The 20,851-nt window shown below is 64.1% G+C and carries 19 protein-coding genes; 9 read left to right on the plus strand and 10 right to left on the minus strand.

Annotated features, from left to right (window positions below; translation table 11 throughout):
• Positions 1-125: 125 nt before the first annotated feature.
• Both HMPREF1219_RS10170 and HMPREF1219_RS10175 read right to left on the minus strand, forming a co-directional pair.
• Positions 126-1,535, minus strand: coding sequence for an NAD(P)H-quinone dehydrogenase (locus tag HMPREF1219_RS10170; protein WP_016458848.1), 1,410 nt, complete (start codon positions 1,533-1,535; stop codon positions 126-128).
• A 145-nt stretch (positions 1,536-1,680) separates the two neighbouring features.
• On the minus strand, positions 1,681-2,871 hold the full coding sequence (locus tag HMPREF1219_RS10175; RefSeq protein ID WP_016458849.1) for an amidohydrolase: 1,191 nt from the start codon (positions 2,869-2,871) through the stop codon (positions 1,681-1,683).
• Between the two features lie 113 nt (positions 2,872-2,984).
• Between HMPREF1219_RS10175 and HMPREF1219_RS10180 the strand changes: the two genes are divergently transcribed.
• On the plus strand, positions 2,985-4,586 hold the full coding sequence (locus HMPREF1219_RS10180; protein WP_016458850.1) for a phospho-sugar mutase: 1,602 nt from the start codon (positions 2,985-2,987) through the stop codon (positions 4,584-4,586).
• Between the two features lies 1 nt (position 4,587).
• Here HMPREF1219_RS10180 and HMPREF1219_RS10185 read toward each other — a convergent pair whose 3' ends face one another.
• A complete protein-coding gene (locus HMPREF1219_RS10185; RefSeq protein ID WP_040427753.1) occupies positions 4,588-5,160 on the minus strand; it encodes a helix-turn-helix domain-containing protein in 573 nt (190 codons plus the stop codon).
• A 148-nt stretch (positions 5,161-5,308) separates the two neighbouring features.
• Entirely contained in the window at positions 5,309-5,944 is a 636-nt protein-coding gene (gene upp, locus HMPREF1219_RS10190; protein WP_016458852.1) for a uracil phosphoribosyltransferase, read from the minus strand.
• Between the two features lie 50 nt (positions 5,945-5,994).
• Between upp and HMPREF1219_RS10195 the strand changes: the two genes are divergently transcribed.
• The 5 genes from HMPREF1219_RS10195 to HMPREF1219_RS10215 all read left to right on the plus strand — a co-directional run bounded on the left by HMPREF1219_RS10195 (position 5,995) and on the right by HMPREF1219_RS10215 (position 10,934).
• Positions 5,995-6,291, plus strand: a complete 297-nt coding sequence (locus HMPREF1219_RS10195) for a hypothetical protein (protein WP_016458853.1) — start codon at positions 5,995-5,997, stop codon at positions 6,289-6,291.
• Positions 6,288-7,175, plus strand: coding sequence for a C40 family peptidase (locus tag HMPREF1219_RS10200; RefSeq protein ID WP_016458854.1), 888 nt, complete (start codon positions 6,288-6,290; stop codon positions 7,173-7,175). The genes HMPREF1219_RS10195 and HMPREF1219_RS10200 overlap by 4 nt, the downstream gene beginning before the upstream one ends.
• 25 nt (positions 7,176-7,200) lie before the next feature.
• Complete coding sequence (locus tag HMPREF1219_RS10205) at positions 7,201-8,451, plus strand: hypothetical protein (protein ID WP_016458855.1); 1,251 nt, start codon at positions 7,201-7,203, stop codon at positions 8,449-8,451.
• 5 nt (positions 8,452-8,456) lie between these two features.
• Positions 8,457-9,656: a D-alanyl-D-alanine carboxypeptidase family protein gene (locus HMPREF1219_RS10210; RefSeq protein ID WP_016458856.1), complete on the plus strand. Its 1,200-nt coding sequence runs from the start codon at positions 8,457-8,459 to the stop codon at positions 9,654-9,656.
• Between the two features lie 360 nt (positions 9,657-10,016).
• Positions 10,017-10,934, plus strand: a complete 918-nt coding sequence (locus HMPREF1219_RS10215) for a hypothetical protein (protein ID WP_156823300.1) — start codon at positions 10,017-10,019, stop codon at positions 10,932-10,934.
• On the opposite strand, the gene HMPREF1219_RS10220 is transcribed toward HMPREF1219_RS10215, so the two are convergent.
• From HMPREF1219_RS10220 to HMPREF1219_RS10240, 5 genes are read right to left on the minus strand one after another with little or no spacing between them, the layout of a single operon-like run.
• On the minus strand, positions 10,931-11,764 hold the full coding sequence (locus HMPREF1219_RS10220; protein ID WP_016458858.1) for an RDD family protein: 834 nt from the start codon (positions 11,762-11,764) through the stop codon (positions 10,931-10,933). The genes HMPREF1219_RS10215 and HMPREF1219_RS10220 overlap by 4 nt on opposite strands.
• Positions 11,765-11,790: 26 nt before the next feature.
• The gene (locus HMPREF1219_RS10225) at positions 11,791-12,876 is read right to left on the minus strand and encodes a YhjD/YihY/BrkB family envelope integrity protein (RefSeq protein ID WP_040427825.1); all 1,086 of its coding nucleotides are present in this window, start codon (positions 12,874-12,876) and stop codon (positions 11,791-11,793) included.
• Between the two features lie 46 nt (positions 12,877-12,922).
• Entirely contained in the window at positions 12,923-13,936 is a 1,014-nt protein-coding gene (gene trpS, locus HMPREF1219_RS10230; RefSeq protein WP_016458860.1) for a tryptophan--tRNA ligase, read from the minus strand.
• Between the two features lie 11 nt (positions 13,937-13,947).
• Positions 13,948-14,658 (minus strand): acetolactate decarboxylase, encoded by a 711-nt coding sequence (gene budA, locus HMPREF1219_RS10235; protein ID WP_016458861.1) that lies wholly within the window; start codon positions 14,656-14,658, stop codon positions 13,948-13,950.
• Entirely contained in the window at positions 14,651-15,535 is an 885-nt protein-coding gene (locus HMPREF1219_RS10240; protein WP_016458862.1) for an exodeoxyribonuclease III, read from the minus strand. The genes budA and HMPREF1219_RS10240 overlap by 8 nt, the downstream gene beginning before the upstream one ends.
• A gap of 70 nt (positions 15,536-15,605) precedes the next feature.
• Between HMPREF1219_RS10240 and HMPREF1219_RS10245 the strand changes: the two genes are divergently transcribed.
• Both HMPREF1219_RS10245 and HMPREF1219_RS10250 read left to right on the plus strand, forming a co-directional pair.
• Positions 15,606-17,729: an NADP-dependent isocitrate dehydrogenase gene (locus HMPREF1219_RS10245; protein ID WP_016458863.1), complete on the plus strand. Its 2,124-nt coding sequence runs from the start codon at positions 15,606-15,608 to the stop codon at positions 17,727-17,729.
• Between the two features lie 11 nt (positions 17,730-17,740).
• Positions 17,741-18,085 carry a HigA family addiction module antitoxin gene (locus tag HMPREF1219_RS10250; protein ID WP_016458864.1) on the plus strand — a complete coding sequence of 115 codons (345 nt, stop codon included), beginning with the start codon at positions 17,741-17,743 and terminating at the stop codon, positions 18,083-18,085.
• On the opposite strand, the gene HMPREF1219_RS10255 is transcribed toward HMPREF1219_RS10250, so the two are convergent.
• Complete coding sequence (locus tag HMPREF1219_RS10255; RefSeq protein ID WP_016458865.1) at positions 18,082-19,317, minus strand: MFS transporter; 1,236 nt, start codon at positions 19,315-19,317, stop codon at positions 18,082-18,084. The genes HMPREF1219_RS10250 and HMPREF1219_RS10255 overlap by 4 nt on opposite strands.
• A gap of 206 nt (positions 19,318-19,523) precedes the next feature.
• Between HMPREF1219_RS10255 and HMPREF1219_RS10260 the strand changes: the two genes are divergently transcribed.
• Positions 19,524-20,849: an O-acetylhomoserine/O-acetylserine sulfhydrylase gene (locus tag HMPREF1219_RS10260; protein WP_016458866.1), complete on the plus strand. Its 1,326-nt coding sequence runs from the start codon at positions 19,524-19,526 to the stop codon at positions 20,847-20,849.
• Positions 20,850-20,851: the final 2 nt, after the last annotated feature.

Genomic DNA, 20,851 nt, shown 5'->3' on the forward strand with positions numbered 1-20,851 from the left:
CATCACTGCCCAATTGGTCAGACTTTTGAGGAGAAATGTTCCCCACTGCAAAGCCCCCGCACGCACTTAATAGGAAGCACGGTGTATGCGGGGGCTTCGCCCTTTCTCACCCGAAGGTGGGGCTCTTAATCCAGGTCGTCGTGTTTGACCAGCTGCCGTGCGGCCTCGGTGATGGAGCCGGAGAGCGTGGGGTAGACGGCGAACGAATCGGCCAGGTCGGCCACGGTGAGGCGGTTGGACACCGCGACCGCCACGGTGGTGATGAGCTCCGAGGCGTTGGGCGCGACGATGACGCCACCGATGATCTGCCCGGAGTTGCGGCGGCAGAACAGCTTGACAAAGCCGTAGCGGATGGAGCGCATCTTCGCGCGCGCATTGGTGTTGAGGGGCAGCATGACGATGCGGGCGGTCACCTTCTGCTCCTCAATCTGCTTCTGCGTCACGCCCACGGCGGCGATCTCCGGGCGGGTGAACACGGCCGTTGCCACCGTTTTCAGGCGGATCGGCTCCACACCCTCGCCGAGCGCGTGGTACACGGCAATGCGTCCCTGCATGGCGGCCACGGAGGCGAGCGGGAACAGATCGGTGCAGTCGCCGGCGGCGTAGATACCGGAGATATTCGTGCGGGAGACGCGGTCGACGTGGATGTGGCCGGACTTGGTCACCTCGACCCCGACGGACTCCAGCCCCAAGTCTTTGGTGTTGGGGATGGAGCCCACAGTGAGCAGAGCGTGGGAGCCGAGGATTTCTCGCCCATCCTGAGTACACACCTTCACCCCGCCGTCCTCGGTGCGGGTGATGGAGGAGACACGGCAGTTCTTTTCCAGGTGCACGCCGCGCTCGGAGAGCACGGTTTCCAGGGTGTCGGCGGCGTCGGCGTCGTCGTGCGGAAGGATGCGGTCGCGGGAGGCGCACATGGTGACCTTGACGCCGAGCTCGGCAAAGGCCGACACGAACTCCGCACCGGTGACGCCAGAGCCCACCACGATGAGGTGCTCGGGCAGCTCGGTGAGGTCGTACACCTGCCGCCACGAGAGGATGCGCTCGTCGTCGGGTTCGGCACCGGGGAGAACGCGCGGGTGCGCGCCGGTGGCGATGAGGACGAGGTCGCACTCGATGACTTCCTCGGTGCCGTCGGCAAGATCAACGTGAACGGCGTGAACGTTCTTGCTGGTGGGGGCCTCCTTGAAGTACCCGCGGCCATTGATGATGCGGGTGCCTTCCTTCTCCAGCTGAGCGCGCACGTCGTTGGACTGTGCTCGCGCCAGCTCGCGGACGCGGGCCATGACGGGGCCAATCTCCAGGAAGTGGCCCCGTTTTTCGTAATCAAACCCCATGTCGTCGGCGCGGCGCAGGTCCGTACGGATGCCGGTGGCGGCGATGAGCGACTTGGAGGGGACGCAATCGTACAGCACGGCCGAGCCGCCCGCGCCGCGGTCCTCCACAAGGGTGACTTCCGCCCCGTACTTCTTACCTGCGAAGGCGGCCTCGTAGCCCGCCGGGCCTCCGCCAATGATGACAATGCGCTTAGCCATGAAGAGTCACAATTCCTTGAGGTTAGAGAATTTTACAACTTTCGTCACTGGTTTAGCTTAGTGAATGTGAGCCCCTAATCCGCGTCACGCGGTCCCCTCCCCTACCCCCGGCTCTCACGGGCGAGGGGTACCGCACCGTGCTTTTCTACCCCAAACCAGGGTACTTTTCACCAAACTTGCGGGCGATCGCCACGAAGAGACGGACACCGACGGCGACGGCGCGATCGTCGACAAGCATATCGGAGCAGTGGAGGTCCTTCTTCTCCCCTTCCCCGGACCAGCAGCCCAGGCGCGCCATCGAACCGGGGACGTGCTCGAGGTACCAGGAGAAATCCTCACCGCCGGAGCTCTGCGGGGCCTGCACGGCGGCGGCCCCCACGGCCTCAGCGATGACGGCCGTGGCCACCTCGTCGTTGACCACAGGCGGCACGCCACGGATGTAGTTGATGGAATACGTGCAGCCAGTGGGGGCGATGATCTGCCCGATGAGCTCCTCCATGAGCGGTTGGATGCGCCGCCACACGGCGATGTCAGCCGTGCGTATGGTCCCCATGATGGTGCCCTCCTTGGGGATCGCGTTGGCGGCGTGACCGGCGTGGATGGCCCCGAACACGAGAACGGTCCCGGTGCGCGGATCGACGCGCCTGCTGAGCAGCGCCGGCAGCTGGGTGACCACGCTGGACAGGGCGTACACCACATCGGTAGTCTGCTGGGGGCGGGAGGTGTGCCCGCCGGGGCCCGTCACCGTGATCTCCAGCACGTCCCCCGCGGAGGTGATCGCACCGGTGCGGATGCCTATGGACCCCACCTTGAGCTTCGGCTCCGCGTGCACCGCGTAGATCGCCGCCACGCCGTCCAGAACGCCCTGCTCAATGACCTCCGGGGCGCCCCCGTCCATCACTTCCTCGGCGGGCTGGAAAATGAACCGCACCCCCGGGTTGAGGCTCTCGGCGCAGGTCGCCAGCGCGCACGCCGTGGACAGCGCGACGGTCACGTGGAGATCGTGCCCACAGGCGTGCGACACCCCGGGCACCGTGGAGGAATAGGTAAGCCCCGTCTCCTCGTCGATGGGGAGGGCGTCCATGTCCGCGCGGATGGCGAGCCTGCGCCCGTCACTGCCCGGCTCCCCGATATCCACGTAGGCTCCGGTCGGGGTGAGCCGCTTAGGTTTCAGGCCCGCTTTTTCTAGCTTGTCGACGATGAATTGCGTGGTGGCGTGTTCTTCATGGGAAAGCTCAGGGTGCTCGTGCAGGTAGTGGCGCCACCCGATCGCCTCCTCGCCATGGGCGCTGAGCCACTCCTCCACATGAGCGGTGATCGCTTCCGAGCTGGTCATCGAACAACTCCCCTCTCTCGGGCCCACGCACGCGGGAACCTAGGGCTCACGGTACGGGGCGCCACAACGTTACTTCTGCAAAAGCCTACCGCTACCAGGCGTTGCCACCTAACATGGGGCTTATGACACTGACCTTCGGCACAGCTGGATTACGCGCACCCGTCGGGCCTGGCGACGGCCAGATGAACGTGAAGCAGGTGACCCGCGTGACGGCAGGCCTGGCCAGCTGGTTCGCGGAACGCTCGGCGGGGCTCAACCGCCACCACGAGGCCCCCAGCTCGCTGGAATCGGGCATCGGCCACGCGCTCTACGGCGACGAAGGCCCCATGCAGTTCGTCGTCGGCTACGACGCGCGCTACGGCTCCTCCATCTTCGCCCGCACCGCCGCCGAGGTGCTCGCCGGCGCCGGCTACGATGTCATCCTCCTCCCCGGCCCCACCCCCACCCCCGTGGTGAGCTGGCTGATCAGGGAGCGCAACCTGGACGGCGGCATCCAGATCACCGCCTCCCAGAACCCCGCCAGCGACAACGGCTACAAGGTGTACTTGGAGGACGGCGCCCAACTGCCCGTGGAGCTCGAGGCCTCCGTATTGGAGGAGATCGCCGCTGTGGGCTCCCCCTTCGACGTCCCCCGCGTCACCGTCCGCTGCACCACCGACCAGCAGCGACGCTACGTGGACCAGGTGGTGGAGCGCGTCGACCCGGAGGAGGGCGACAGGCTGCGGGTGAACAACGACCGCGCCGCGCTGCGCGTGTGCTACACCGCCATGCACGGCGTGGGCGGGCGGGCGCTGACCCAGGCGCTCCAGGCCGCAGGCTTCGCGCAGACGTGGCCCGTGCCGGAGCAGCAGCACCCTGACCCCACGTTCCCCACGGTCCGCTTCCCCAACCCGGAGGAGCCCGACGCCGTGGAGCTTGTCCTCGCCACCGCACAATCCGTCGATGCCGATATCATCGTCGCCCTCGATCCGGATGCCGACCGCTGCGCCGTGGGCTGCAAGGATGTGGACGGCACGTACCGCATGTTGCGCGGCGACGAGCTGGGGCCACTGCTGGCCACGCGCCTCGTCCCCGCCTGTGGGACTAAGGCAGAGGGCGCAACCGCACGCCCCATCGTGGCCACCTCCATCGTCTCGTCCCGGCTGCTTCAGCGCATCGCCCAGGACCGCGGGTGGGACTACCGGGAGACGCCGACGGGGTTTAAGAACCTGGCTCGCGCCGCGGGGTCACCGTCTGACCTGGCGTTTGCCTACGAGGAGGCGATTGGCACGTGCCCCTACCCCGGTCTGGTGGCGGACAAGGACGGCATTGCCACCGCTCTTATCGCCTGCTGCTGGGCAGCCGAACTGAAAAGCGCCGGCACGACGCTCCTCGACGAGCTCCACGCGCTGCACCGCGCCTACGGGTACATGGCCGGGACGCAGGTCTCCCTGCGCTCCTCTGACCCCGCCGAGATTGTGTCCATGATCGCCGCCCACGCCCCGCACAGCGTCGCCGGGATCCCCTTCACCACCACCGCGCTGCCTCAGGCGGCGGGCGTGCTCATGACCGGGGAATCCGATGTGGCCACCATCCGGGTGGTTGCCCGCTCCTCCGGGACGGAAAATAAAACGAAGGTGTATATCGAGGTGTCTGACACCGACACGCCCGCCACAACCGATGAGATTCTCACCGCCGTGGCAGACGAGACCCGGGAGTGGATGCGCACCCTGTGAGCTAGCGGTCCCCGGGTTCTTCCTGGTCCTTAATCTCCCGCTTTTCCAGCTTGTCCAGCACCTCAAGGATCTTCTGCTCGGAGGCGCTGAGCGTCGCCGCGACATCGATGAGGCTGCCCCATTCGTCGTCGGCAAGCCCATCGGGGCGAACCAGATGGAGATCAAACGGGGGTGACTCCCGGACCTCGGTACTGGGGGCGTCACCCACCAGGTAGGACATGGAAAACCGAGAGACATCCTGCGCCGTCTCGGGCCACGTCGCCTTGACCGCAAGCTCCGTGGACGCCCCGGAATCGCAGCGCGCCAACACGAGCCTCTCCGCCCGGGGCAGCAACACGAGAGGCGGGACGTGGAGCGCCCGCGCCAGCGAATAAATCATCTTCATGCTCGGGTTGGAGGAATGCTGGGTGCGGTTCTGGTTGCGTTCCAGGTTTGAAATTTGGTTGCGGGAATACCCCGACAACTCCGCCAACCGCTCCTGCGTCAAACCACGCATGATGCGCAAAATCCGGAGACGCCTGCCCAACTCGAGGCCATAGCTCGGCCAGTACAGCGCTTCCGAATTGGGTTCCACGTAACTAGACTGCACGCCCAGTTGTGCGTTGTCTGCCAAACCCGTTGTGCACGCGGACAAACATGATGTGAAATTTATACGTGCGGGCCAGGTACGCAAAAACCCGCCTCCCCCGGACGGCGGGGCAGGCGGGCGTGAAGAACCTCAGCTACAGGTCGATGTTGCGGGGCCCATACAGGCGGTCCCCAGCATCGCCGAGGCCGGGCACGATGTAGGCATCCTCGTTGAGGGACGGGTCAATCACCGCGGTGACAAGCCGCACCGGGTAGCCAGACTCCTTGAGGGCGTTGACACCTTCCTCGGCACTCACCATGCACACGGCGGTGATATCCTTGGCGCCGCGCTCCACCAGCAGCTTGATGGCGTGCAGCAGCGAGCCGCCCGTGGCGAGCATCGGATCGACGAGGAACACGGTCTCCTCGCTCATGTCGTGGGGAAGCGCCTCCAGGTACGGCACCGGCTGGTGCGTTTCCTCGTCGCGGGCGAGGCCGATGAACCCCACCTGCGCATCCGGGATCATAGACAACGCCGGGTCGACCATGCCCAACCCGGCGCGAATAATAGGAACAATAAACGGGGGCTTGCGCAACCGCTTCCCCTCCGTGGAGGCCACCGGGGTCTCCAGCGGGAATTCCTCGGTGGTGAGGTCGCGAGCTGCCTCGTAAACAAGCATTGCGCCGAGATCCGCCAGAGCTGCACGGAACCCGGAATTGTCCGTCCGCTTGTCACGCATAATGGACAGGCGCGACTGCGCGAGTGGGTGGTCGATGATGGTGATCTGCATAGCCCCATGGTAAAACACGTGGGAACCAAAGCGTGGTGTGGACACGTCTAATGAGTATGAAGCCTTTGCAATTTGACCCACAAGTCGCCGGTGAACTGGTAAATAAGCTCATCGCCGGTGCCCAATCGTTCACACCCCCAACAGTCAACATCCCACAACAGATCGCCGCCACCCCCGGTATCGGGCGCTTCGGCGCCTCCCTCCTCGCCGCCGCGGAACGCACCGGCAAGAACATGGCCACCGTGTGTGACATCGCCGTCGGCGTGGCCACCGCGTCCCGCCGCAGCCTCGAAGATATGCAGCACCACGATGAGGACCTCGGGCACGCGCTGGAGGTGACGCTATGATCGCGGAAACCGCGCAGAAAGTGTTGAGCCTCGCCCCGCCACAGAACATGCTGGCAGGGGCGGGCGCTGCCCCGAATCTTGCCGCCGCGCCGGCGCTGGCATCCATCTTTGGCGCGGATCCCGGCCCGCTACTGCGCATCAGTGCCGTAGTGGCCAAGGATGTGAGCACGATCGGTGCGGCGGTGAAGCTCGCCGCCCCCATCCTCGCCCGGGCAGTGGGGGACTTTGTCAAGCTGGCGCGGGACTTCCTGGCGGAGGCCGCCCGGCTCATCGTGCAGGCGGTTATTCCCAACCCCGCCACGTCCGCCACGGCCCTCGCGCAGCTTGCCGCTCTGCCCAGCAAGTACGTTTCGCTGGCGCTGGCGCGCGCGGCGCAGCTGGAGAAGGAGCTGGAGCCCGCCACGCAGATGCTGCACACGGTGGGTACCACCCCCATCTCGTTTCCGGGCGCAGCCGGCCACGATTCCGCGTCGGCTGTGGCGCCCGCCTCGGGCGCCACGGTCCAGGCAACCATGGACATGTCCTCCTCCACCGCCTCTGACAAGGCCCTGCAGGCGGTGGAGCGGGCAAAGAGCCAGCTGGGCACACCGTACGCGTGGGGCGGTCAGGCGCCGGGGCGCGGCTTTGATTGCTCCGGGCTCGTCCAGTGGGCGTACCGGCAGGCGGGCGTGGAGCTGCCGCGCACGGCCGCAGCCATGGCGGTGGGGGCGAGCGTTCCACAATCGGACCTCCGCCCAGGCGATCTTGCCGTGTGGTCCGGCCACGTCGCCATGTACGTGGGTGACGGCAAAATGATCGAGGCCGGTAATCCCGTCCAGATCAACCCGGTGCGCACCTCGAACTTGGGGATGCAGTTTAAGGGGTTCTTTAGGCCGACCGGGTAGGCATGGTGCGTTATCATCTGTAGGCATGGCAGCTAAAAAGAACGCAGTTATTGTCCCCATTAAGCTTCGGCTTTCCGAGGGCGACTTTTACACCCTCTACGCCCCCGCCTGGAAGGAGCACGGCGCGCAGTGGGAAGCCTTCGCAGGCGATGATTCCCACGTCTTCGTTTTCCACAGCCCGGCCGAGGTGCTGGCGTGGCTCGAGGCGAACCCGGACAACGAGCTCACCGAGCACCCGGCCTGGCCAGCATTTGCCCACCGTGGCGACGAGCGCGTGGTGCCCGACGAGCGCCACATGTACAGCCTCATCGAGGTTCCGGCTTACCTCGCCGATCGCCCGTCCTACGAGAATGTCACCGCGACGCGTCGCTGCCTGGATGTGGCCAAGTCACTGGGCAACGTCGGCTCCCTCACCCCGGTGACCACGTTCTTCGCCTCGCACTCCATCCTCGGTAACCTGCACCGCGGCCACGAGCACTACGCCTCCGACGAGACCTCAGGTGAGTGGACCGGCGTGGGCACCGTCATCCTGGACAATTGGCCCAAGGTGCTCGACGCCATCGATGAGGCCGTTGTTGTCCCCGAGGTAGACGAGGCGGCAGTGACCGCCGCGGGCACGCGCATCGAGGCGGCCGTCGCCGCAGCAGCAGCCGCCACCGCCGCCGCACAGGCCGCCGAAAAGGACGAGGCGCAGGCCAAGGAGCAGCCCTCCAACGTTGACCCCTACGACGAGTCGGTGTGGGCGCACGCGGGCATCGACCCGGTCCAGATCACCGTCGACGGCCACACGGTGTACACCCTCCGCAGCTTCGTGGATAACCAGCCGGTATTCCTCGGCAGCTTTGGCAAGATCTTCACCTTTAACAACCGCAAGGCGCTGGCCCGGTGGATCCTCGACCACGACGATCACGATATTGCTCGGCTCTCCACGTGGCAGGAGCTCAAGGACGAGGCCTCCGTGGGCAACCTCGACGTGCTCGTCCACGACGACAACACCTACGTGCTCACCGGCATCAAGGAGGACATCGCCAAGGGGCCGGACGCCATCGACGTGAAGCAGATGGGTCGCGCAGCGGAGCTCTTCGCCGACACCGCCGACTGGGCCCGCGACGATTCCATGAACGCCACCCTCCTGGCCAACCCCACGTTCGATCGGTTCATGAAGTACATGCTCGGCAACGAGAGCGGCTACGTCGCCTCCGCGCCGTTCACCGAGGAGGTCAACGGCTGGAAGCAGCTGGAGACCACGCTGACCGACCGCTTCAGCAAGTTCTAAGTAGCGTGCACCGCCTCATCGCCGTGGGGGTAGGGCTGACCCTTGCGGGGGCTCCCACCCTGGCGCTCGCTGCCACGCCCACCACCACCGTCGCGCCGACGACTCCGAACACCGATAGCTGCCCGTTTTCGGTTACTCCCCCGCCGGCGGTGGACCACTCGGAGGAGCCCGCGCCGGGCATGGAGTCACCCGCTCCCCTGCCCCCGTCGGACTCTACTTTCGGTGGCTGTGGAGTCACCGTTCCCCCTGGTTTCGAGCTTGCCGACGGCCTGTTGGCGCACGCTTTCCTTGTCTTCGACCTGGACACCGGCGACATCTACGCGGCGAAGGATCCGCACGGCCGCTACCGCCCGGCCTCCATTATCAAGGTGCTGCTCGCGGGCGTGGCCATCGATTCGCTTGACCCGCGTGACACGGTGGAGGTCACCGCTGATTCCGCCAACCAGGAGGGCTCCTCTGCGGGGATCGGGCCCGGCGGCCGCTACACCGTGGACGACCTGCTCCACGGGCTGCTCATGGCCAGCGGCAACGACACCGCCCACGCGCTGGCGCAGAAACTCGGCGGGGATGAAAAGACCCTGGCGCTTGTCAACGAGCGCGCCCACGACCTCGGCGCCACCGACACCCGCGTGGCCACCTACTCGGGGCTCGACGCCCCCGGCATGCAGACCAGTGCTTTCGACATGGCGCTCTTCTTTTCCGACGCGTGGAAGAAGCCGGCGTTTCGCACCATCCTCGCCACTGAGAAATATGATTTCCCCGGCTTCGACGATAACCCCGGCTTTGAGATGTGGAATGACAACCGCATGCTCTTCACCAACGAGAACGCCCTCGGCGGCAAAACCGGCTTCACCGACGATGCCCGCCACACGTATGTGGGTGCTATGAACCACAAGGGCCACCGGCTGGCTGCCGTCATCCTGGATACCGAGGCAACCCCTCAGCGCGCCTGGCAGCAGGCCGAATCCCTCATCGAGGCGACAGACCCGGAGACGATGGAACCCGTGGGCACGCTGCGCACCCAGCCCACGTCCACACCCACCCCCTCCACACCAGCGCAGACGCAGGCCCCTGCGGAGCACCAAGGCGACGGATCCCACACTTCCCCGGCACGCCTGGCGGCCTGGGGCATTGTCATCCCCATTGGTGTCCTTCTCCTCGCCGTTATCGCAGCTAGTATCACCTCGCTGGTTGGAAAACGGTAGGGCCACTCTTCCCTCTTCTACTTGGGCCGAGCACGTGGGGGCAGACAACCGGTACGCTGAAACCGTGTTTCACATGAGCATCCGACATAGCGGGGTCTACCCACTATGAAAAGAACCTTTCTTTATGTCCCCATCATCATCGTGGCATTCGTTCTCCTCATGAATGCACTCCTTCCTCCCCTTTCCGCCAGAGATGCGAGGTCACCGGAGAGTAAGCTAATCCCTCTGCTACCTAATGAAGTGGAGGTAGTGGGAACGGCATCCTCGCCAACGGATTACTCAGCAGATTACGTGTGGTTCCGGACGCGATCAGACGGCACATTCAAGACAGAATCCTTCCCCACCTCCTACCACCCAGTGTTGACTAGGTGGGAGGGCAACCAGTTTGCCATTATGCGGGGAGACTCCATTGTGGTCACCGACCTTGATACAGACACCACCTCGAACATCCCGGCAGGTACGGACTCATCAGGCATGGACCGTGGCTACACGTCGCCAAATGGCAGGTTCATCGCGCTGGTGTCACACTCGGGCGGCAAATCTGTCACCTTGTCTGATGGGGAGCGAACCAGTACAAAGACAATCGCTAGTTTTCCCGAGGATATCGGTGTTTCTGACGAAGGACGCGTCTACATCCTCGAGATGGATAGCACTGGTTACGGCAAGCCACTGTGTGTCCGCACCTTCGCCCTCGATGAGAAGGAATCCATCAGCTGTGTCCTCCCCGAAATATCCCGCTCATTTGGCCTTGGGGTGATGGACGCAAGCGGAAGCGTGCCACGCATTTTTACCTTGCAAGCCAGCGATTCTGCCGACATGTGGGTGACTTACGAGTGGTCGGGTAATGCATGGGTTGAAACCGCCGAAGGCCCCGCAGCGGGCTATGACACGGAGAAATACGGCCGGGCAGCAGACTGGTTTGCCTATGGGGATCAGGTCTATATTTTGACCACCACCCCGGGATGGTTGTCCTTCCCGTTCCCGGGTCCGCAGACGAGTGACTTGCAACCGCAGTACACTCCCCTAGAGCACATCGCACCCGGGTACGAGGTGACGCATACCGTCGACGGCGAGATCGCTAGCTTTGTGTTCTACCGTGACGAGGGCGTGGCCTCCGGGCAGTACGTTACCTTTTTCAACATCAACGATCCCACCATCCACGTGGGACCGTGGGAGCTGCCGCCCGAGCTCTACGCGGGATCGAAAGCGACGGATCTTAACGCGATCGACTCGCTGTTTATCGTCGACGAAAAGACCAGGGCAAAGCTTGTGTCCTAGGACTTGTCCTTCATCATGACGATGGCATCCACTTCCTTATCGTGGTTGCCACGGTGCTGCGGATCCTTCTTCATGGAATCGTTAAGCTTGAGACCCCAAATAAGAGTGATGAGGTAGCCTGCGCCCGGGACGATGCTGCACAGGGTCCACAAGTTGCGACGCGCCGCCTCGGCGAGGGTGAGATTCTTGCCGGTGGTGGCGTTCTTCACCTCCATGTCATTGAACAGCTTGGCGGGCGTGCCACCGAACCAGGATTCGCAGCCAACAAAGTAGATGAACAGCACCAGGGCTGCGAGCACCAGGCCGATGCCCATGTCATCGTCCGCGCCCACCCCGATGGAGCCGGAGATCACCGCGTAAATGACGAAGTCCAAAATCTTCACGTTCTGCCGCTTGCTCACCGAGGGGAGCTCGCGGTTAATGCCCACGGTGGAGGTGAAGTCGCGGGTTGGCGCGACCTCCGCGGAGCTGGTGGGAGGCATGAAGTAGGTGGGGGTTGGTGCCGTCGCAGTGGGACGTGGCGGCTGACAAGACGATGCCACCGCCCGGGGGACGTTCTCCTCGGCGCGCGGGAAGCGCCCGAAATCGGACAGGAATTCCAGCTCGTGCCAGGATCGCTCCTCGCCGCGGGCCAGCGATTCGTCGTACACCCTGCGGTTGTTGGGATCGGACAGGATGCCGTACGCCACCTCGCAGGCCTTGCGCTGCGGGTCATTTTGCGGCTTGTTCTCAATCCGCATCTCGCTATCGAGGCGGGAGAGTTTCCACCCCAAATCGTGCTCGTTAGCTTCTCTATCCAGGCCGTAGAGCTGATACAAGTCTAATACCATTTTGCTGTTACCTCCGAGCAGATATTTTAGCGCTTAAACAGGCGTCCCACAGCCCACGAGCCGACGGCCCCCAGTGCGGCACCAATACCCAACACCGTGCCCGTATCGGGGCCCGAGACCTGCGGCGTGACATCCTGGCGCACGCGAATCACCGCGGGCGTGGGAGCAGGGAGTTTGATGTGCTCGAGGGATTCCTCCGTAGTGGCTGCCCACGCCGAGCAGTACAGGAGGATCCGCCAGATGAAGTACAAGAGCACCATGATGCCGATGATCGGGCCGAACGTGGCGCCGGCGGGGTTGCTCAACGCGTTGGAGAAGAACATGGACCCCAGCTGCTTGAACACCTCAAAGATGAGCGCCCCGATGAGCGCTCCCTGGGCGGCGGACTTTACGGGCGTCTTGCCGCGCGGCATGTATTTAATGAGCCAGAAGAAGACGAGGAAGTTGGCCCCGATGCCCAGTACGATCGCCACGATGGTGGTGATTGCGCCGATGCCCGGCACGTGATCGAGCTGCAGCCAGGCGAGAATCTTTGTGGTCAGCCCCGAACTGCCCACGGCGGTGACGCCGAAGGCGAGCGCCAGGGCGAGCATGAGGCCGAGGAGACCGAGCAGGTCGCGCAGCTTGTTCATAACAAAGTTGCCGCCCGTGGGGTCGATCTTCCACTGCTGGCTAACGCCGAAGCGGAGGTTATTCATCCACCCCAGCCCGGACCACAGGGCGGTGAGGGCACCGATGGAGAACACGGCACTCGCCTGGTCGATGGCCGTGGTGACCACCTCGTTGATGGTCTCCCCCAGCTGCCCAGACAAAGAGCTCGCGATCTGATCCTGGATCTGCTGGAGTAACTCCGGGCGGCTCTTGAGCACGAAGCCGGCGATACCGAAGGCAAGCATGAGCAGCGGGAAGAGGGACAACACGGAGAAGTACGTAATACCGGCGGCGTAGTGGTTGCCTCCCATCTCACTGTAACGCTCGTTCATGCGCATGACATGGTCGAACCAGCCCCACTTGGCGCGGAGCTTGTCCACCATCCCTTGCTCATCGTCGGTCGCGCGCTCGATACCGTACTGGTCGATATCCGTCTCGTTCGGCGCTGTGCGTGCCGTCATCCGGGCCTCCTTAGCCTCATTGGTAAACAGACCCATTTAACCACGGCTAGTCCGTGGCTGCCGTAAAACCAATCTTTTCGTAGACCTCGGCTAGCACGGGGGCGGCGTACTCGGAGGCGCGCTCGGCCCCCTTGGCGAGGATGGCTTCCAGCTGGCCACGGTCCTCCATGAGCTCGTTGAACCGCTCACGCAACGGCGTAGTGAACGCCTCCAGCGCGTCGGCGGTATCCGTCTTTAAGGCACCGTAGCCCGCACCGGAGTAGCCGGCGACGATGTCATCGATGGGCTTCCCGGTGAGCGCGGACTGGATGACGAGGAGGTTGGATACGCCGGGCTTGGTGTCTGGGTCGTAGCGGATCTCGTTCTCGTTGTCGGTGACGGCGGACTTGATGCGCTTGGCAGAGACCTTGGGATCGTCGAGAAGGTTGACAATGCCCTTGGGGTTGGAGCCGGACTTGCTCATCTTGGCCGTGGGCTCCTGCAGGTCATAAATCTTCGCGGCGCCCTTGGGGATGAACCCTTCGGGAAGCGGGAAGGTCTCGCCAAAGCGCTTGTTAAAGCGGTCCGCGAGCGTGCGGGCGAGCTCGAGGTGCTGGCGCTGATCCTCGCCCACGGGCACGTACTTGGGCCTGTACAGCAAGATGTCTGCGGCCATGAGCATGGGGTAGGTAAACAGGCCGGCGCTCGTGCGGTCGGCCCCGCGCTTTTTAGACTTGTCTTTGAACTGCGTCATGCGGCTGGCCTCGCCGAAGCCGGTGAGGCACGTCATCACCCAGCCGAGCTCGGCGTGCTCGTGCACGTGGGACTGAACAAACAGCGTGGACTTGTCCGGGTCGATCCCAAGAGCCAGCAGCTGGGCCGCCCCCTTGTAGGTGCGCTCGCGCAGCTCCTCGGGGTCTTGGTCCACGGTGATGGCGTGGAGGTTGGGGATGAAGTAGAACGCGTCGAATTCATCCTGGAGGGTAATCCACTGCTTCAGCGCTCCCAGGTAATTTCCCAGGTGGTAGGAGTCAGCGGTGGGTTGAATTCCGGACAGTACACGGGTCTTTTTGTCAGTCATAGAAAATTACCTTACTCGGTAGTGGCGATTTGCTCGTGTAGATCCTCGGGGGCGAGCTCCGCGCGGGAAAACTCCTCCGTGAGCGGCAACCGCAGCTGCAGATCCGTGCCCACGCACAGCTCGACGGTGCCGCGAAGGAGGGAAAAATCCAGCACGTGCCCACCGCCAGAATGCGCAGAGTCGATGAAGTGAACATGGCAGCCGGGGACGGAAATGCCCTGCTCGTACACGGACGTGCGAAAGCCCGCGATGGTGCCCGCGACGTGGTCGAAGTGGACCACGGCATCTGCCTGGGTCGCCTCCACCATCTTCGGGTACGGCTTCTCCTGTTTCACCACGGTGCGGGTGGTGACGTCGGTGAATTCGCCGGTGATGCGCAGGGCGTACATGTAGTTGTGGGAGTGGATGAGGGAATCGATGAACGCGGACAGCTCCGCACGGGTGAGGTTGTCCGGTGCCTCGGCCGTGATGTGCGGGACAAAGTTGGTAACAACCGCGAACGGGGTGCTGGCATCAAGGGCGGCCCGGCGCGCCCGCCCATCGGCGGTGAGTTTCCAGCACACGCCGTCGAGGATGACCATCTCGCCGTCGAGCCCGTCGAAGGTGCCGAGCCCAAAGTTGCCATGGCCGAGGAGCTCACCGATGGTCATCTCGCCGTCGTAGATGCCGTCGAGCAGCGCGCTCATGAGGGAGTTTTGGAAGATCGGGTGCCGCCTAGTCACGGTATTCCACCACCAGCGGTGCGTGGTCGGACCAGCGAGTGCCCCACGCGTCGGCGCGGTCGACGCGGGTAGACACGGCCCGTTCCATCATCGCCTTGGTGGCGGCTTGGACATCGATGCGCCAACCGGCGTTGGTGTCGAAGGCCTTGCCACGGTAAGTCCACCACGTGTACGGGGCATCCTCGGGGTGCAACCGTCGCGCTACGTCGAACCAGTGGGGGCTTGTCGACGCCTCCCGCTTGCGGTTTCCTCGGTACTCCACTGCCCCCTCGAACTCCCCGTGGCGTTCGACCTGGCTTTCCTCGTACGGGAAGGTTCCGAAGATGGCATCCATGAAGGCGCGCTCGTCGGGCAGGCAGCCGGCCTTCTTCTTGTTGGCGTTAAAGTTCTTCAGGTCATTGGGGGCGTGGCAGATGTTCCAGTCGCCGGCCACCACGGCCTTTTGGTGCGTGGCGGCGATCTCCGCCAGGACATCCTCGAGCGAATCGAGGAAGCGGTACTTCTCGTCCTGCTTCGGCGTGCCGGCAGAGCCGGTCGGAAGGTAGAGGGAACCGATGAACAGGTCGTCGACAAGCGCAGAAACAAACCGACCGGAATCCTCAAAACCGGGTACCCCCGTGCGAACATCACTCACCTCCCGCTTTGTGAGGAGGGCGACACCCGCGCGACCCTTGGCGGCGGAATCGGCGAGCGTCAGGCGCCACCCCTCCTCCAGCGCCGGTGCGAGGGCTTTTGCGGCCTGCGCGGGGGTGGCACGCACCTCTTGCAGGAGCACAATGTCCACATCGGCAGTGCGCAGCCAATCGTGAAAACCGGGATCCTTGGAGGCCGCGGCGCGGATCCCGTTGACGTTGACGGAGGCTATTTTTTGAGACATACCTTTAACATTACGGGTACCGTGAAGGTGACCTTACTCATTAGTCCGCAATCGCAGAAAAGGTGAAATCGTGAGCACAATTATCTACACCCGCACCGATGAGTCGCCGCTGATGGCAACCTACTCACTCAAGCCCATCGTGGAGGCCTACGCCAAGGCGGGTGGCATCGACGTGGAGACCCGCGATATTTCGCTGGCGCACCGCATCCTTGCAGAATTTGGGCTCGCGTCCGATGACCTCGCAGAACTCGGCGCGCTGGCGAAGAAGCCTGAAGCCAACATCGTCAAACTCCCCAACATCTCCGCCTCCGTGCCGCAGCTGAAAAAGGCCATCGCGGAGCTGCAGGCCGCAGGCTTTGATATCCCCAACTTTGAGGATGCCGAGGACAAGTACTCCAACGTCAAGGGCTCCGCCGTCAACCCCGTGCTGCGCGAGGGCAACTCCGACCGCCGCGCCCCTAAGGCTGTGAAGAACTTCGTGCGCCAGCACCCGCACTCCATGGGCGAGTGGTCGAGCGACTCCAAGACGGCCGTGGCCACCATGGCCGATCACGATTTCCGCCACAACGAGCAGTCCGTCATCATGGATCACGATGACACGCTGTCCATTGTGGTGAAGACGGCCTCCGGCGAGGACGTGTTCAAGGAGGTGCCGGTACTCGCCGGCGAGGTGGTGGACTCCACGTTCATGTCCGCCGCCGCCCTCGACGAGTTCCTCGCCGAGCAGCTCGCCCGCGCCGAGAAGGAGGGCGTGCTGTTCTCCGTCCACCTCAAGGCCACCATGATGAAGGTGTCCGACCCGATCATGTTCGGCCACGTCGTCCGCGCCTACTTTGCCGACGTGTACGAGAAGTCCGGCTCCGAGCTCCTCGCCGCCGGACTCGACGGCGAAAACGGCCTGGGCAGCGTGCTCGAGGGCCTCGCAAATCTTGAGCACGGCGAGGAGATCCGCGTGGCCATCGAGGAGAAGCTCGCCGCCGGGCCAGCGCTTGCCATGGTCAACTCCGACAAGGGCATCACCAACCTCCACGTCCCCTCCGACGTCATCGTCGACGCTTCCATGCCCGCCATGATCCGCACCTCCGGCCACATGTGGAACGCCCAGGGCGAAGAGCAGGACACCCTCGCCGTGCTGCCGGACTCTTGCTACGCCGGCGTGTACCAGGCAGTCATCGATGACTGCAAGGCCAACGGCGCCTTCGACCCCACCACCATGGGCACCGTCCCCAACGTGGGGCTCATGGCACAAAAGGCCGAAGAATACGGCTCCCACGACAAGACCTTCAAGGTGCCCGCCGACGGCACCGTCGAGGTGCGCAATTCCGCCGGCGAGGTGCTCATGAGCCACGAGGTGCGCGAGGGCGACATCTGGCGCGCCTGCCAGGCCAAGGATGCCCCCATCCGCGATTGGGTCAAACTCGCCGTGCGCCGCTCCCGCGAATCCGGGATGCCCGCCATCTTCTGGCTCGACCCCGAGCGCGCCCACGACCGCAACATGAAAACCCTGGTGGAAAGGTACCTCGCCGAAGAGGACACCGACGGCCTTGACATCTCCATCCTCTCCCCCGTGGAGGCCACCAAGAAGTCCGTCGAGCGCATCCGCCGCGGCGAAGATACCATCTCCGTCACCGGCAACGTGCTGCGCGACTACAACACCGACCTGTTCCCCATCCTCGAGGTGGGCACCTCCGCCAAGATGCTCTCCATCGTGCCACTCATGGCAGGCGGCGGATTGTTCGAGACCGGTGCCGGCGGCTCCGCCCCCAAGCTCGTTGCGCAGCTCTTCGAGGAGAACCACCTCCGCTGGGACTCCCTCGGCGAATTCATGGCGCTCGCCGAATCCCTGCGCAAGGCCGGCAGCGAAACGCTCGCCACTGCGCTGGAAGATGCCACAGAAAAGGTCCTCGCCGAGGGTAAATCCCCTAAGCGCAACGCTGGCGAGATCGACAACCGCGGTTCCCACTTCTGGCTCGCCCGCTACTGGGCCGAGGCACTCGCCGAGGGCGAGCTGAAGGACATCTTCGTCCCCGTCGCCGAGAAGCTCGCCGCCGCCAGCGACCAGATTGAGAAGGAGCTCCTTGAGGCACAGGGCTCCCCCGTCGACCTCGGCGGGTACTACTTCCCCGACGAGGAGAAGACCGCCGCAGTCATGCGGCCCTCCGCCACGTTTAACGCCATCATCGACGCGCTATAACGCGGGGCGTTATGACCGGCGCCGGGACCAGCTACGTTCCGCCAAAACTGCACCACATTGGGCGCCGCGGCGACGAACCGCCCCGGCTGCCCGGCGCGGTTCTGATGGAAGACTACATGATCCCGCTCGGGGTCTCCCAAAACGGGCTGGCGCGCGCCATCCACGTGCCGCCGCGGCGCGTGAACGAAATCGTCCACGGCGATCGGGCGATCACGCCGGACACCGCTGTGCGGCTCGCGCGCTACTTTGACACGACGCCCCACAAGTGGCTGAGCCTGCAGGCGCACTACGACACTTTCGTTTTATTGCAGGAGCGCGGGGCGGAGTACGACACGATCGCTGCGCACCAGGATTAGCCCTGGCTTTTTACCACTACGCGGCGTCTGGTGTGCTGCCTGGTGAGCATCATCGACACCCACACCACCATGCCCATGAACGCAAGGCTTGCGCCGGCGAGGGCCGTGAAGTGGTACTGGAAGCCGGCGGCGATGACGGCACCTCCGATGGTGGCGCCGGCGGCGTTGGCGATGTTAAGGGCCGATTGGTTAAGTGCCGCGGCGAGAGTTTGAGCGTCGCCGGCCACGTCCATGAGCCGGATTTGCAGGAGCGGGACGAGCGAGGTGCCAAAGGTCCCGACAACAAAAAACACCGCAGTGCCTGCCCACGGGTCGGCGGAAGCGAAGAAGAACCCGACAAGCGCCAACGCGATGCAGATAAGGACGGTGATGATGCCCCAGTCGATGTTGCGGTCCGCAATCCAGCCACCGAGCATGTTGCCGGCCACGCCGCCGAAACCGTAGGCCATGAGCACAAACGGGAGGAAGTGCGGGGACATGGCCGCGCGGGCAGGGTCGGTCATCGTCCAACCAATGTAGGTGTACACGGCGAACATTCCGCCAAAACCCACCATACCGATGAGCACCGTGAGCAGCACCTGCACGTTCTTTAGGGCGGAGAGCTCCGTCAGTGGGCTCGTCTGGGGCATCTCCGTCATGTGTGGCATGAAGAGGAAGAACGCCACGAGCGTTACCAGGCCCACGGCTGCGACCACGGCGTAGGCCATGGACCAGTGGGTGGCCTGCCCCAGCCACTGCACGGCCGGCACGCCGCCGAGGGTCGCTGCGGAAAAGCCCAGGCTGGTGAGCGCCACCACGCGTCCGCGCTGCCCTTTGGGGGTCATGGCCACCACACACAGGGTGGAGACGGAGAAGTAAGCGCCGTGAGGAAACCCGGCGATAAACCGCGCCACAAGCAGGGAGGGCATGTCCCACGCCACAAGAGTGAGCGCGTTGCCCACGGTGAATGCCGCCATGAGGAGGATGATGAGACGGCGGCGCGGGAGCTTGCCCGTAAACACGGTGATGAGTGGCGCGCCCACGGTCACACCCATGGCATAGGCGGTGATGACGTGGCCTGCCGTGTTCTCGGAGACGCCGAAATCGGCGGCGATGAGTGGCAGCAAACCCATGGACACAAACTCGGTGATGCCGATGCCAAACCCGCCGAGGGCAACGACGAACAGGATGATGCGCCTGCGCACAGCAGTGATTTCCGTCTGGCGCGGCACCGGTTTACGCGACGTGAGCATGGGTTTTCCTCCTTGTGTTGAGCAACTTTCACAAACTACACCAGCTGCCACGACGCGGCAAACATCTCACCCTATGAGACAAACTACCCCCGCACTTTACCCCCGTTCACACCCCGAAAATATGAACTGAGCTGTCTATACTTCGTACCAAGCTGTCTAAATCGCCCTCTTGCCTACAGACTAAGCGGTCTGTACGGTTGCAGAACATGACGACGAAATACGATAACAGCAACGCAGCAAACTGGAACTTCAACACCCGCGCAATCCACGCCGGCCAGCCGGTCGATTCGCAGACGGGTGCACGAAATCTTCCCATCTACCTCACCACCTCCTACGTGTTCGACAACGCGGAGCACGCCAAGCAGCGCTTCGCGCTCGAAGACGAAGGCCCCATCTACTCCCGCCTCACCAACCCGACGGTGGCGGCCGTGGAGGAGCGCCTCGCAAGCCTCGAGGGCGGCGTCTACGCCGTGCTCTTCGGCTCCGGCCTCGCCGCCGAGACCGCGGCCATCCTCACCATCGCCCACCAGGGCTCCCACATCGTGACCTCTCCGCGCCTCTACGGCGGCACCGAGACCCTCTTCCAAACACAGCTCGCCCGCCTCGGTATCGAGACCACCTTCGTGGAGGATCCGGACGACCCGGCCTCGTGGCAGGCCGCGGTTCAGGACAACACCGTTGCCTTCTACGCCGAGACCTTTGGCAACCCACAGGCCGATGTCCTCGATATCCCCACCGTGGCCCAGATCGCGCACGATAACAAGGTGCCGCTCATCGTGGACAACACCATCGCCACGGCTGCCCTCGTCCGCCCGCTCGAGCTGGGCGCCGACGTGGTCATCGCGTCCACCACGAAGTTCTACACCGGTAACGGTTCCGCCCTCGGTGGTGTGCTTGTCGACGGCGGAAAGTTCGACTGGACTGTCGAGCGCGACGGCAAGCCCGTCTTCCCAGAGTTCATCACCCCGGACCCTGCGTACCACGGCCTCAAGTACGCCGACCTCGGTGCCGCCGCCTACGGTCTCAAGGCCCGAGCCGGGTTCCTGCGCGACACCGGCGCGGCCCCGTCCCCGTTCAACGCGTGGGTCCTCGCACAGGGCCTGGACACCCTCTCCCTGCGCGTCGAGCGCCACAACGAGAACGCCAAGAAGGTGGCCGAATACCTGGCGGGCCACGAACTTGTGACCAAGGTGAACTACGCGGGCCTCAAGGATTCCCCGTGGTACCCCGTGAAGGAGAAGCTCGGCCTCAAGTACACCGGCTCCGTCCTGTCCTTCGACATCGCAGGCGGTAAGGACGAGGCGTGGACCTTCATCGATGCGCTCAAGCTCCACTCCGACGTGGCCAACATCGGTGACGTCCGCTCGCTCGTGGTCCACCCGGCCACCACCACGCACTCCCAGTCCGACGAGCACGGACTCGCCCGGGCCGGCATCAGCGAATCCACCATCCGCCTCTCCGTCGGCATCGAAGATGTCGAGGACATCATCGCCGATCTCGAGCTCGGCTTCGCAGCAGTCAAGAACCAATAAAA

This window comes from Corynebacterium pyruviciproducens ATCC BAA-1742, from assembly GCF_000411375.1.
In the GTDB taxonomy this organism is placed as follows: domain Bacteria; phylum Actinomycetota; class Actinomycetes; order Mycobacteriales; family Mycobacteriaceae; genus Corynebacterium; species Corynebacterium pyruviciproducens.